This is a genomic window from Amycolatopsis sp. NPDC005232, from assembly GCF_040607795.1.
Classification (GTDB): domain Bacteria; phylum Actinomycetota; class Actinomycetes; order Mycobacteriales; family Pseudonocardiaceae; genus Amycolatopsis.
The window spans coordinates 88,056-101,110 of the sequence record NZ_JBEXHL010000013.1 but is presented as its reverse complement, the minus strand read 5'-3'; the positions used below and the strand labels follow the sequence as shown (position 1 = coordinate 101,110).

Sequence of the window (13,055 nt, the reverse complement as noted above, 5' to 3'; positions counted from 1 at the left end):
GGTAAGCCTGCCACGATGGGTTCCGTGACCTCCCATCCCGTCGAACGTGTCCTCGCCCCGCTCGCCGCGGCCTTGCCCGGCCTGGAGGCGCTCTACGTCGACTTCCACCGCCACCCCGAGCTGGCGTTCGCCGAGACCCGCACCGCGGCCGAGCTGGCGCGCCGGCTCGAGGCCGACGGGTTCGAGGTCCACCCCGGCGTCGGCCGAACCGGCGTCGTCGGCGTGCTGCGCAACGGCGAAGGCCCCACGGTGATGCTGCGCGCCGACATCGACGCGCTGCCGGTCGAGGAGAAGACCGGCCTCGAGTACGCGAGCACCGCGCGCGGCGTCGACGAGTCGGGCAACGACGTGCCCGTGATGCACGCCTGCGGGCACGACATGCACGCCACCTGGCTGTCGGGCGCCGCGAGCCTGCTCGCCGCCGCGCGCCAGGACTGGTCAGGGACGTTGCTGGTCGTGTTCCAGCCCGCGGAAGAGGGAAACGGCGGCGCCTCCGAAATGATCGCCGACGGGCTGTTCGACCTCGCCGGGCGCCCCGACGTGGTCTTCGGCCAGCACCTCGTACCCGGTCCGGCCGGCTGGGTCCTCACCAGGCCGGGTGTGCTCATGGCGGCCTCCGATACGCTGCGCATCACGCTGCACGGGCGCGGCGGCCACGGCTCGAGGCCCGAGACCACCGTCGACCCGGCCGTGATGGCGGCGTCGGTGGTGCTGAAGCTGCAGACGGTGGTCTCCCGTGAGGTCGCGGCCACCGAGCCGGCGGTGGTCACCGTCGGCTCGCTGCACGTCGGCTCGGTCGGCAACGTCATCGCCGACGACGCCGTGCTCGAAGTCAACACCCGCGCCTTCGGCGACGGGGTGCTGCTGCGGCTGCGCGCGGCCATCGAGCGCATCGTGAACGCCGAGGCCGTGGGCGCGAACGCGCCGAAGCCGCCGACGATCGAGCTGCTCAACTCCTACCCGGCGACCTCGAACGACGAGACCGCTTCCGACCAGCTCACCGAGGTGTTCCGCGGGCACTTCGACGAGGGCACCGTGCTGCCGGCGCCGCTCGTGACGGGCAGCGAGGACTTCGGCGAGTTCGGCGCGGCGGCCGGGGTCCCGTCGGTGTTCTGGCTGGTCGGGGGCCTCGAGCCGCAGGAGGTGATCACGGCGATGACCGAGGGGCGGTTCGAGAGCGACATCCCGTCGAACCACTCGCCGCGCTTCGCGCCGATCCTGCACCCGACGCTGCGCGCGGGCGTGGAGACACTCGTCGTCGCCGCGTTGTCACGGATGTCCCACCCGGGTGTCGGATGACGGCCCGGAGTGGGAGCATGGAAGACGTGGAGGTGGTGCTGTGAACGAGCCCGCCCGAGGTTCCGATCCCCGCCCGGCCCCGGTGCTGATCACCGAGGCAGAACCGTCCTACGACGATCAGCTGGCCGCACGGAAGAAGAAGTACACCATCATGATGGTGTGCCGCATTCCGTGCCTGATCCTGGCCGGGCTGACCTACCACACGTGGTGGCTGGCGGTCACGTTCCTCGTGATCTCCGTGCCGCTGCCGTGGATCGCGGTGCTGATCGCCAACGACCGGCCGCCGCGCAAGACACAGAACGTCAACCGCTACGAGCGGGAGGCGAAGCAGATCGAGAATCGCGAACACCGGGTGATCGACGGCTGAAGCCCGCTCGTGGGTGCTGCCGCCGGTTCTCGCCGGCAGCACCCACGGGTTTCAGGCTCAGGGCTGGGGGCCGAGGCGGCTCACGGCCAGCGCGCCCAGCCGCGTCCCCGAGCGCAGGACGTCCACAGTGGACTGGCCGGCGAGCCAGGTGGTGAGCACGCCCGCGTCGAACGCGTCGCCCGCGCCCGTGGAGTCCACGCACTCGGCTTCGACCGCGGGCACGGTGGTCACGCCGTGGGCGTCGACCCAGGCGGCGCCGCCGAGGCCGGCCGTCACGACGACCGCTCCGACCGTGCCGAGCAGTTCCTTGGCCGACAGCGGATCGGCCGAACCCGTGAGCGCCACCAGTTCCTCGGTGTTGGGCATCAGCAGGTCGGTGCCGCGCACGTCGTCGAGGAACGCGGCCGGGTCGTGGATGTGCGCCGCCGCCTGCGGGTCGACCGACGTGGTGAGCCCGGCTTCCTTGGCCGCCGCCAGTGCCGCGAGGCCCGCGGGCCGCGACGACGGGTCGAGCAGCACATAGCCCGACAGGTGCAGGTGACTCGCGCCGGCCAGCGCCTCGGGCGTCACGTCCTCGGGCCGGAACCGCTTGTTCGCGCCGCGGTCGGCGAGCATGCTGCGCTGTCCTTCGGCGTCCACCATCACGACGACGCAGCACGTGGCCGCCTCGGGGTCGACCGCGAACGCGCAGCGCACGCCCGTCGCCTCCAGTTCGGCCTTGATCAGCCGGCCGCCCGAGTCGTCGCCGATGCGGGCCACCAGCGTGGTGTCGGCGCCCAGGGAACGCAGCCACAGCGCGGTGTTCGCGCCCGCGCCGCCGCCGGTGAAGCGGATCTGCGCGCGGGCGTCGCCGCCGTGGGGGAGCGGTTCGTCGTGGCGGGCGACCACGTCGAGGCCGGCGTCGCCGACCACCACGATGCCGCTCACGCGCGCACCGCCAATGCGACGGCGACCTCGGTGGCGAGCTTGGCGTTGTTGAGCACCAGGGCTTCGTTGGCGTCGATGCTCACGCCGCCGCTCGCGGTGTGGAAATGCTCCAGCAGCACGGGTGTCACGTCGGAGCCGTGCACGCCGCCTTCGCGCAGCTTCGCGAGCCCGTCGGCCAGCAGCCGGTCGTGCACCTCGCGGTCCATTTCGGACTCTTCCGGGATCGGGTTCGTCAGCAGCACACCGGAATTCGCGTACGCGCGGTGCGCGGCGATCACGGCGGCGGCTTCCTTCGCGTCGTCCACGCGCCAGCCGACCGGGTGGCCCGACGAGCGCCGGTAGAACGCGGGGAACTCGTCGGTTCGGTAGCCGAGCACCGGTACGGAGTTGGTCTCCAGCACTTCCAGCGTCGCCGCGATGTCGAGCACCGACTTCACGCCGGAGCACACCACGACCGTCGGCACCTTCGCGAGCACACCGAGGTCCGCCGAGACGTCCCAGCTCTGCGCCGCGCCGAGGTGCACCCCGCCGAGGCCGCCGGTGGCGAAGACGTCGATCCCGGCCGCGGCGGCCAGCGCCGACGTGCCGGCCACGGTGGTCGCGCCCGAGCGGCCGAGTCCGACGGCCGGGCCGAGGTCGCGCAGCGAGAGCTTGTCCAGCCCGGCGCCGGGCGCGCACACGCGCTCCAGTTCGGCGGGCGACAAGCCGATCACCGGACGCCCGTCGAGCACGGCGATCGTGGCCGGCACGGCGCCGCCGTCGCGCACGACCTGCTCGAGGCGGTGGGCGACGTCGAGGTTGCGGGGGTGGGGCAGCCCGTGCGACAGGATGGTGCTCTCGAGGGCGACGACGGGGTGGCCGTCACGCAACGCCGAGGCGACCTTCTCGTGGAGGAAGAGTTGTGTGGTCACGGACGGACATCATCGGTGATCGCCGGCGTGCTCCCGCCAGCGGGTCAGCTCGGCCGCCAGGTTGCGCCGCGCGGCCGTCTCCCAGCGTGCCCGCGCGGTTTCGCTGCGGTACAGCACGGGCCGGGCCAGCAGGTTCGCCAGCACCGCGGCGCGCCCGGCGGCCCAGGCCGGGTCGTCGTACTTCGCGTACTCGCGGCGGACGGCGGTGGCGTACCCGGCGTAGACCGCGGGCGTGGCGCCGAGGATGGCGAGGTCGGCGTCGAGCAGGGCGGTGGCCGCTTCGTCGTCTTCCGGTGCTTCGTGGGCCGCGGTGGCGAGCACGAGGGCCTCGGCGCGCTCGACGTGGTGCGCGCCGGCGCCCGCCCGGGTGAGCCAGTGGCACAGCCAGGCGGCGCTCGCGCGTTCGTCCTCGCCTGGCACGGCGTCGTAGACCACGTCGTGCGCCCACGCGGCCAGCGCGACGGCGGCGCACTCGTCGGGGCCGAGTCCGGCTTCGGCGGCCAGCCGCGCACCGTCGCGCGCGACGGCCGTGGCGTGGGCGAGGTCGTGGTAGTGGCGGTGTCGTTCGCCGTAGCGTGCTTCGAGCTCGCGCCAGGCTTCGCGGGCCACGTCCTCGTCTCCGCCCACGTGCGCGACCGCGGCGCCCCAGGCCGTCACGGCGTGAACTCCCAGCGCGTCGGGGAAGTCGTGAAGTCCTTCTCCCGCAAGGCGAACACCGTCTCGGGCCGCACCCGCACGGACGCGTTCACGGCCGGGTCGAGGAAGTCGATCCCGTACGCCGTCTCGTACTTGGCGTTCATCGCGTCGAGGAATTCGCGGATCTCCTTCGCGTCGGCGACGAGCTCGGCCGGGCCACTGACCACCACCGGCTCTTCGGGGTCCTCCGTCGCGACGGACACGGCCGAGCCGGCCGCGACGTTGCGCGCCTTCACCGAGCGCAGCGACGAGGAGAACCACAGCACCTCGCCGGTCCACACGGCCCACACGGGCATGAGGTGGGGGAGGCCCGCGGGCGTGACGGTGGCGAGCCAGTAGTCGTGGGAGGTGCACAGCCGCTCGTCGGCCCAGCGCCACGGCAGCAGCCCGGCCGAAGCGGGTGCGATGCCGTAGCCCGGCATGTGCGGCCTGGTCGCGATCGGTCCGTCCATGACGCGGCTCCCGCCGTCCGGTGCCCTCGGCGCTCCTCGGGCACCGACGATAGTCCCGCGGCCGGTGATTCCGGCACCCGCGCGACTGAGGCATGATGGACGCGTGAGCACCGAGACGCTGACGAAGCCGGAGACCGACAGCACCGAGTCGACCGACGACGACTCCCCGAAGATGTTCCACTACGTGCGCAAGAACAAGATCGCCGAGAGCGCGGTCATGGGCACGCACGTGGTGGCGCTCTGCGGCGAGGTCTTCCCGGTCACGAAGTCGCCCAAGCCGGGTTCCCCGGTCTGCCCGGCCTGCAAGGAGATCTACGACGGCCTTCGCCCCGGCAAGGACAAGTAGGCACCACGAGCAGGTCCCGACGACCCGCCCCGGGCGTGGCCGCTCAGGCACGCCCGGGCGAACAAACGTGAAAATCATTCACCCGGTGGCTGTGGAGCCGGGAAAGAACTGGTAGATCTTCGATCCCGCCAGTTCCTTTCCCACAGCAGGAGACCTCCACATGCGCAGAACCGGGATCGTCCTCGCCCTCGTCTTGGTGCTCGCGGCAGCCGTGCCGGGCCTCGCCCAGGCCGTCACCGGGTGGACCGCCGTCGGGTCCGACCGCGCCCGCCCGCTCGACGAGAGCCAAGGCCTCGCCACGATCGTCCGCCCGTCGGGCACCACCATCCGCTACACCGGCGTCGCCACGGTCGACGTCGGGCTGGCCGTGCAGGGCTGGAACCACGTCGGCGACCCGGGCTCGGCGCAGGGCTGGTACGTGGAGCCCTACCAGCGCGACGACCGCGGCGCGAAGCTCTTCCGCGTGCAGGCGCCCGACGGCACGCAGACCGACTACAAGCACGCGCTGGAGCCGTGGGAGGCGAGCAACAACTCCTTCGCCGCCGTCTCGCCCGACGCGCGCTGGCTGGTGGCCGGCGAGTGGGGCACGATGGACCGCCTCCTCGTGCACCCCATGCCCGGCGTCGCCTTCACCGACCCGTCGCAGAACCTGCCCTACGCCTCCGCGATCCGCCTCGACCACCAGGTCCGCGACGTGCAGGGCTGCGACTTCGTCACGGCCACGCGCCTGATGTGCGCCTCCGACGACCCCGACGGCAGCCTCTTCGGCACCACGAAACCGCTCCTGCAGGTCGACCTCGACGCGCCGCTGTCCGGCTCCGACGTGACCGGCCACGTGACGTCACTGGGCCAGCTGCCGCTGCAGAGCGGGTGCGGCGGCACCTTCGAGGTCGAGGGGATCGACTTCGACGAGCGCGACAGCACCCTGCGCGTGATCGTGATGTCGCCGAGCGTCTGCATCGCCGTGGACAGCAAGACCTGGCGGTTCCAGCAGCGGTGACCGAAGTCCGTCAGGGGCACCGCTACGGAGCCGGGGTGCCCTTCACGGCAGCTTGCGCACGGCGTCGTGACCGGACCGGTCGGGCAGCTCGCCCGCCGCGTCCTCGTCCGGAACCGCTTCCTCGTGCGACTCTTCGGGTTCGGAGTCCGCAGTGCGTTTGGGGCGCCGCAACGGGATCGTGGTGCGGTCCCAGAGCGTGCGCCCCTCCTCGGCCCGCATCCGCTCGTTGGCCCGCTCCATCTCGAGCCGGCGCCACTTGCGGCGCTGGCGCCGGGTCGCCTTGGCGGGCCACAGTTCCTGGATCGCGCTGTTGAAGTACGCGCCGCCGACCACGGCCAGGCCGATGAAGAACATCAGCAGCAGGAACGCGATCGGCGCGGCGAGCGCACCGTAGGTGTAGCCGGTCTTGGTGATCCAGTTGAGATAGATGCGCAACCCGATGCTGGAGACCAGGAACACGAGCATCGCGAGCACCGCGCCGGGCAGCCCGCGGTGCCAGGGCAGCCGCCGCGGCAGCGACAGCTTGTACAGCGTGGTCAGCGCCAGCACGATCATCACGCCGAGCACGGGGTAGTAGAGCGTGCCGACCCACGCCGACACCGTGTCTCGCCAGGCGACGGGGAAGAACTCCGGCAGCAGGTCCGGCCCGATCGCCAGCAGCGGCAGCCCGACGACGAGGATCACGAGCCCGCACAGGTACAGCAGGAGCGCGAAGATCCGTTGCCACACCTCGTTGCGCACGCCGTACTGGTCGTGGGCCACGGTGATGGCGTCGACGAACGACGACATCGCCGACGAGCCCGCCCACAGCGAGATGACGAAGCCCACCGACACGATCTCGCCCTTGCCGACCGTGAGGATGCTGTTCACCGTCGGCTCGATGATCTCCTGCACCGCGTTGGTGCTGAAGATGGTGCGGCTGAAGGTGATGATGCGGTCGTGCACGGCCGCGACCACGCCCTGGCCGAACCACTCGCCGACGAAGCCGAGGCTGCCCAGCAACCCGAGCAGCAGGGGTGGGAGCGAGAGCGTCTGCCAGAACGCGGCTTCGGCGGCCTCGGAGAAGATGTTGCCGTCCCAGGCCTTGGCGAAGGTGCGCGTGATGAGGCGCCACGGCCCTTTGCGTGCCGTCTTCGTCGCCGTCGCCGCCTCGGCGTCCGGTCTCACCTCACCCATGGTGGGTCCCAGCATGGTCCATTCGCGGGAATTTGGCTCGTCGCGGGTCCCCTCCCCGGGCGTGTCGGGGGACATCACCCGTGGCGGTGCCGGGCGCCGCGGGGCCCGGAAGGTAAGCTGCCCGAAGTGCCCTCACCGCAGTCGCCGGCGTCGAAGCCGGTACCACAGTGGGGGTTTTCGCACGTCACGGCCGCGACTCGCGGCCTGGGGAGGGGGTGAGCGAGGTTGTCCGAGACGACGACGCAGGGGGTCCTCGGGGCACCACCCGCCGAGCAGGACACCACCGCGCGGCCGCTGCGCGCGTGGCAGCGCCGGGCGCTCACGAAGTACCTCTCGAGCAAGCCGAAGGACTTCCTCGCGGTCGCGACGCCCGGCGCCGGCAAGACCGTGTTCGGTCTCCGCATCGCCGCCGAGCTGCTGTCGGACCGCACCATCGAGGCCGTCACGATCGTCACGCCGACCGAGCACCTCAAGCACCAGTGGGCGGGCGCGGCCGCGGCGGCGGGCATCGACATCGACTCGAACTTCCGCAACACCACCGGTGTCACGTCGTCGGACTACCGCGGCGTCGCCGTGACCTACGCGCAGGTGGCCGCGCACCCGACGCTGCACCGCGTGCGCACGGAGAATCGCAAGACCCTGGTGATCCTCGACGAGGTGCACCACGCCGGCGACGCGAAGTCGTGGGGGGATGCGACGCGTGAGGCGTTCATGCCCGCCGTGCGGCGCCTGGCGCTCACCGGGACCCCGTTTCGCAGCGACGACTCGGCCATCCCGTTCGTCACCTACGAGCCCGACGAGGGCGGCTTCCAGCGCAGCAAGTCCGACCACAGCTACGGCTACGCCGACGCGCTCGCCGACGGCGTGGTCCGGCCCGTGGTCTTCCTCGCCTACTCCGGCGAAGCCTCCTGGCGCACGAGCGCGGGGGAGGAGTTCACGGCGCGCCTTGGCGAGCCGCTGACCGCAGAGCAGAACGCGCGGGCCTGGCGCACGGCGCTCGATCCGTCGGGCGAGTGGATCCCCTCGGTGCTGCAGGCGGCCGACACGCGCCTGTCACAGGTGCGCCAGAGCGTGCCCGACGCGGGCGGGCTGGTCATCGCCACCGACCAGGAATCGGCGCGTGCGTACGCGAAGATCCTGGAGCGTCTTTCGGGCCAGACGCCCACGCTGGTGCTCTCGGACGACCCGAAGGCCTCGGGCCGCATCAAGGAGTTCTCCGAGTCCACCGACCGCTGGATCGTCGCGGTCCGCATGGTCTCCGAAGGCGTCGACGTGCCGCGGCTGGCGGTCGGCGTGTACGCCACGAGCGCCTCGACCCCGCTGTTCTTCGCCCAGGCGATCGGCCGCTACGTGCGGGCCCGCAAGAAGGGCGAGACGGCGAGCGTCTTCCTGCCCAGCGTGCCCGTGCTGCTGGAGCTCGCCAGCGAGCTGGAGGCGCAGCGCGACCACGTGCTCGGCAAGCCCCACCGCGAGAAGGACGGCTGGGACGACGAGCTGCTCGCCCAGGCCAACCGCACGGAGGACGAACCGGGCGAAGAGGAGAAGGCGTTCACCTCGCTCGGCGCGTCGGCCGAGCTCGATCAGGTGATTTACGACGGTAACTCGTTCGGGACCGCCGTCTTCTCCGGCTCCGACGAGGAGCAGGAGTACCTCGGCCTGCCCGGGCTGCTCGAACCGGACCAGGTCCGCGCCCTGCTGCGCAAGCGGCAGGAGGAGCAGCTCTCCGACGAGAAGCGCCGCAAGCCCGAGGCCGAGAAGGCTGCTCCGGCACCCGCGAGGCACCAGTCGGTGAGCGAGCGCCTCGGCTCGCTGCGCAAGGAGCTCAACGCGCTGGTCGGCGTCTACCACCACCGCACGAAGAAGGCCCACGGCGCGATCCACAACGAGCTACGCAGGGTGTGCGGCGGCCCGCCGACCGCCATGGCGACCGTGGAGCAGCTCGAAGAGCGGATCGTCACGCTCCGTTCCTGGTGAGGCTCGCTCCCTCGCCTCCGATCCACCCAAAAACCCCAATGCGGCGTTGGTTGCGTTCAACGCACCCAATGTGGCGTTCGGTGCGTTGAACGCAACCAACGCCACATTGGGGTGAAGTGGACGGCGTGGCACAGTCGACTGAGCGTGTGTGGGCGACCCCGTTGAGGCGTGGGGCTCACGAAGAGTCAGCGAAGTCGATCTCGTCACGCTCGGTGCGCACTGGCGATCACTCCGTCAGTGGATTTACCCTTTCCGGGCTGTGGTCGGGCCGTGTTGCGAAACCGTGTCCAATTGGTGTCATTTAATCGATCCAGCTATCTTCCGCGAAGCTGCTCAGCGGCATATGTTGTCGGCCACAACATATGCGCGTCGGTGCGCCGGGTCTTCCGGATCACCGCCCCGCGAGCATGATCCGGAAGGAACGAGGATGCGCAGCAGAACCCTTACCCTCCTTGCCGCCACGGTGAGCGCCGGCCTGGTGCTGACCGCGTGCGGTGCCAACTCGAACTCCGGGGGCACGGGGGACAGCTCCGCCTCCGGCTCGGCCTCCGCCCCCGCCGGCGGCGGCGCGAACGGCAAGGTCGGCGTGATCCTGCCCGAGACCGCCACCTCCGCCCGGTGGGAGGCGTTCGACAAGCCGATGCTCCAGGCCGCTCTCCAGGCCCAGGGCTTCACCGCCGACATCCAGAACGCCCAGGGTGACAACCAGAAGTTCTCGACCCTGGCCGACGGCTTCATCAGCCAGGGCGTGAAGGTCCTGGTCATCGCCCCGTCCGACCCGGCCGTCGGTGCCGCGATCGAGGCCAAGGCGAAGACCGCGGGCATCCCGGTCATCGACTACGACCGCCCGAGCCTCGGCGGTTCGGCCGACTACTACGTCTCGTTCGACAACGAGAAGGTCGGCGAGATCCAGGCGCAGGGCATGGTCGACGCCCTGAAGAACAAGCCGGGTGCCTCGGTCGTCCAGATCGAGGGCGCTCCGACGGACAACAACGCCACGTTGTTCGGCGACGGCCACGACAAGGTCCTCAAGCCGCTGTACGCCTCGGGCGCGCTGAAGCTCGTCCGCAAGCAGGCCATCAACGACTGGGACCCGCAGCTCGGCGGCACGACCTTCGAGCAGATCTTCACCTCGGCCGGCGGCAAGGTCGACGGCGTCGTGGCGGCGAACGACGAGCTGGCCGGCGCGGTCATCACCGTGCTGCAGAAGAACGGCCTCAACGGCAAGGTCCCGGTCACCGGCCAGGACTCGACCGCGGCCGGCCTGCAGGCCATCCTGCGCGGCGACCAGACGCTGACGATCTTCAAGCCGATCAAGCAGGAGGCCGAGAACACCGCGAAGCTGGCCGCCGCTCTGGCCAAGAATGACAAGGCCGCCGCCGACGCGATCGCGACCGGCACGCTGCACGACCCGCAGAACAACCGCGACCTCAAGTCCGTTCTGCTCACGCCGGAGCTGATCACCGTCAACGACATCAAGACCGTGGTCCAGCAGGGCTACGTCAAGGCGTCGGACATCTGCACCGGCGACCTCGCCGCCAAGTGCACCCAGTACGGCATCTCCTGAGCTGACTGAGTAGCACACCCCCAAAACAGCCGGGCCGGGATGCGTTCCCCGACAACGCATCCCGGCCCGGTACCCACGCGAGAGATATGCGAACCCCATGAGCGAGCCCATTCTCGACATCAAAGGTCTGAACAAGAGCTTCGGCCCGGTCCACGTCCTCCACGACGTGGACTTCGCCGTGCGGGCGGGTGAAGTGACCGCGCTCGTCGGCGACAACGGCGCCGGCAAGTCGACGATGGTCAAGTGCATCGCCGGCATCCACCCGTACGACACGGGAACCGTGCGGTTCAACGGCCAGGACGTCCACATCCACAGCCCGAAGGACGCGGCCGATCTCGGCATCGAGGTCGTGTACCAGGACCTCGCGCTGGCCGACAACCTCGACATCGTCCAGAACATGTTCCTCGGCCGCGAGCGCGGCAGCCAGTGGCTGCTCGACGAGGCCAGCATGGAGAAGGCCGCGCGCGAAACGCTGGCCTCCCTGTCGGTGCGCACGGTGAAGTCCGTGCGCACGCCCGTCTCCGCGCTCTCCGGTGGTCAGCGCCAGACGGTCGCGATCGCCAAGTCGGTGCTGTGGAACAGCAAGGTCGTGATCCTCGACGAGCCGACCGCCGCCCTCGGTGTCGCACAGACCCGGCAGGTGCTGGACCTGGTCCGCCGGCTCGCGGAGCAGGGTCTCGGCGTGGTGCTGATCAGCCACAACATGGCCGACGTCTTCGAGGTCGCCGACCGCATCGACGTGCTGTACCTGGGCCGGCTCGTCGCCGAGGTCCAGACCAAGGATGTGACCACGAACCAGGTGGTCGAACTCATCACCGCCGGCCGGTCGGGCGATCTCGGCTTGGCCCGCCCCGAAGCCGTCGTGCTCTGAGCAACGAGAAAGAATCGCAGATGACTGAGACCCCAGCCAAGGTCCCGCAGCCGGACCAGGCGAACGCGATCGCCGACTTCGGTATCGACACCACGTCGATGTCGACGGGCGAGGCGATCAAGGACTACTTCGCGCGGATGAAGGACGGCCAGCTCGGCTCGGTCCCGGCCGTGCTCGGCGTGATCGTCCTGGCGATCCTCTTCAGCGCCCTCTCGAGTGACTTCTTCACGCTTCGCAACATCGCGAACCTGCTCGCGCAGGGTGCGGGCCAGACCATCATCGCGATGGGCATCGTGTTCGTGCTGCTGCTCGGCGAGATCGACCTGTCGGCCGGTACCGCTTCCGGCGTGTGCGCCTCGCTGATGGCGCTGCACTACGTGCACAACGGGAACCTGCTGGGCACCATGGGCAGCGGCGTGTTCATCACGTTCATCGCCGTGCTCGCGCTCGCCGTGATCCTGGCCGTGCTGCAGCGGATCTGGGCCGGGGCGGTGGTGGCGGGGATCGGCATCGTGGTGATCCTCATCGGTGTCCCGGTGAACGCGTGGCTCGAGATGCTGATCGCGATCTGCACCGGCACGGCCATCGGCTGCATCACCGGTTTCCTCGTCTCGAAGATCGGCATGCCGTCGTTCGTCGTGACCCTGGCGCTGTTCATCGTGTGGCAGGGCGTGATCCTGCAGTTCATCGGTGAGGGCGGCACGCTGCCGATCAGCACGAGCCAGACGCTGAACGCGGTGGCCAACGGGAACCTGTCGGTGCTGGGCAGCTGGATCCTCTTCATCGTCGCGGCGGGTGGTTACGCGCTCGTGGCTCTGGGGCAGCACTTCTCGCGGCTCAAGCGCGGTCTCGTGGTGCAGCCGACGCCGATCGTGCTGTTCAAGGTCGGCCTGGTCGCGGTGATCGCGGGAATCGCGACCTACTTGCTCACCGTCAACCGCTCGTCCAACAACCTCGTGGTGATCGAGGGCGTCCCCTACGTCGTCCCGATCGTGCTGGCGCTGCTCGTCGCGGGCACCTACGTGCTCAACCGCACGCGCTACGGCCGGCACCTCTACGCCGTCGGTGGCAACCAGGAAGCGGCCCGCCGCGCCGGTATCAACGTGCCGAAGCTGCGCACCAGCGTGTTCGTGATCAGCTCGACGTTCGCGGCGATCGGCGCGATCGTGTACTCGTCGAAGATCGGCTCGGTCAACCCGCAGTCCGGTGGCCTCAACACGCTGCTGTTCGCGGTGGGCGCGGCGGTCATCGGTGGCACGTCGCTGTTCGGCGGCAAGGGCCGGGTCATCGACGCGGTGATCGGTGGTGCCGTGCTGGCGATCGTGAACAACGGCCTGGGCCTGCTCCAGCAGACCGCCGCCGTGGTGAACATCGTCACCGGTCTCGTTCTGCTGCTCGCGGCCACGGTCGACGCGCTGTCGCGGCGCCGAGCGGCTGCGTCGGCACGCTGACGCCCGATGCCACGTTCA

The 13,055-nt window shown here is 70.4% G+C and carries 13 protein-coding genes; 8 read left to right on the top strand and 5 right to left on the bottom strand.

Annotated elements, in window-relative coordinates:
- Positions 1-15 precede the first annotated feature (15 nt).
- Both ABZU76_RS24730 and ABZU76_RS24725 read left to right on the top strand, forming a co-directional pair.
- Entirely contained in the window at positions 16-1,299 is a 1,284-nt protein-coding gene (locus ABZU76_RS24730; RefSeq protein ID WP_354873494.1) for an amidohydrolase, read from the top strand.
- 40 nt (positions 1,300-1,339) lie between these two features.
- The gene (locus ABZU76_RS24725; protein WP_354873492.1) at positions 1,340-1,666 is read left to right on the top strand and encodes a DUF3099 domain-containing protein; all 327 of its coding nucleotides are present in this window, start codon (positions 1,340-1,342) and stop codon (positions 1,664-1,666) included.
- Positions 1,667-1,723: 57 nt separating this feature from the next.
- Here the strand turns inward: ABZU76_RS24725 and ABZU76_RS24720 are convergent, their stop codons facing one another.
- Genes ABZU76_RS24720 through ABZU76_RS24705 form a run of 4 tightly spaced genes read right to left on the bottom strand, consistent with a single transcriptional unit; the run spans position 1,724 to position 4,652 of the window.
- Complete coding sequence (locus ABZU76_RS24720; RefSeq protein ID WP_354873490.1) at positions 1,724-2,593, bottom strand: carbohydrate kinase family protein; 870 nt, start codon at positions 2,591-2,593, stop codon at positions 1,724-1,726.
- Entirely contained in the window at positions 2,590-3,504 is a 915-nt protein-coding gene (locus tag ABZU76_RS24715) for a pseudouridine-5'-phosphate glycosidase (RefSeq protein ID WP_354873488.1), read from the bottom strand. Before ABZU76_RS24715 ends, ABZU76_RS24720 begins: the two co-directional genes overlap by 4 nt.
- Before the next feature lie 9 nt (positions 3,505-3,513).
- The gene (locus tag ABZU76_RS24710) at positions 3,514-4,161 is read right to left on the bottom strand and encodes a hypothetical protein (RefSeq protein ID WP_354873486.1); all 648 of its coding nucleotides are present in this window, start codon (positions 4,159-4,161) and stop codon (positions 3,514-3,516) included.
- Positions 4,158-4,652, bottom strand: a complete 495-nt coding sequence (locus ABZU76_RS24705) for a pyridoxamine 5'-phosphate oxidase family protein (RefSeq protein WP_354873484.1) — start codon at positions 4,650-4,652, stop codon at positions 4,158-4,160. Before ABZU76_RS24705 ends, ABZU76_RS24710 begins: the two co-directional genes overlap by 4 nt.
- Positions 4,653-4,755: 103 nt before the next feature.
- On the opposite strand from ABZU76_RS24705, the gene ABZU76_RS24700 reads away from it, so the two are divergent.
- Together ABZU76_RS24700 and ABZU76_RS24695 are read left to right on the top strand one after the other, a co-directional pair.
- On the top strand, positions 4,756-4,998 hold the full coding sequence (locus tag ABZU76_RS24700; protein ID WP_220238317.1) for a DUF3039 domain-containing protein: 243 nt from the start codon (positions 4,756-4,758) through the stop codon (positions 4,996-4,998).
- Between the two features lie 160 nt (positions 4,999-5,158).
- Positions 5,159-5,998: a hypothetical protein gene (locus ABZU76_RS24695; protein ID WP_354873482.1), complete on the top strand. Its 840-nt coding sequence runs from the start codon at positions 5,159-5,161 to the stop codon at positions 5,996-5,998.
- A gap of 42 nt (positions 5,999-6,040) precedes the next feature.
- On the opposite strand, the gene ABZU76_RS24690 is transcribed toward ABZU76_RS24695, so the two are convergent.
- A complete protein-coding gene (locus tag ABZU76_RS24690) occupies positions 6,041-7,174 on the bottom strand; it encodes a YihY/virulence factor BrkB family protein (protein ID WP_354873480.1) in 1,134 nt (377 codons plus the stop codon).
- A gap of 225 nt (positions 7,175-7,399) precedes the next feature.
- On the opposite strand from ABZU76_RS24690, the gene ABZU76_RS24685 reads away from it, so the two are divergent.
- The 4 genes from ABZU76_RS24685 (at position 7,400) to ABZU76_RS24670 (ending at position 13,037) form a co-directional block, all read left to right on the top strand.
- A complete protein-coding gene (locus ABZU76_RS24685; protein WP_354873478.1) occupies positions 7,400-9,148 on the top strand; it encodes a DEAD/DEAH box helicase in 1,749 nt (582 codons plus the stop codon).
- 427 nt (positions 9,149-9,575) lie between these two features.
- Positions 9,576-10,715, top strand: a complete 1,140-nt coding sequence (locus ABZU76_RS24680; protein ID WP_354873477.1) for a substrate-binding domain-containing protein — start codon at positions 9,576-9,578, stop codon at positions 10,713-10,715.
- 97 nt (positions 10,716-10,812) lie between these two features.
- Complete coding sequence (locus ABZU76_RS24675; protein WP_354873475.1) at positions 10,813-11,586, top strand: ATP-binding cassette domain-containing protein; 774 nt, start codon at positions 10,813-10,815, stop codon at positions 11,584-11,586.
- A gap of 20 nt (positions 11,587-11,606) precedes the next feature.
- A complete protein-coding gene (locus tag ABZU76_RS24670; RefSeq protein WP_354873473.1) occupies positions 11,607-13,037 on the top strand; it encodes an ABC transporter permease in 1,431 nt (476 codons plus the stop codon).
- The last annotated feature ends 18 nt before the right edge of the window (positions 13,038-13,055 follow it).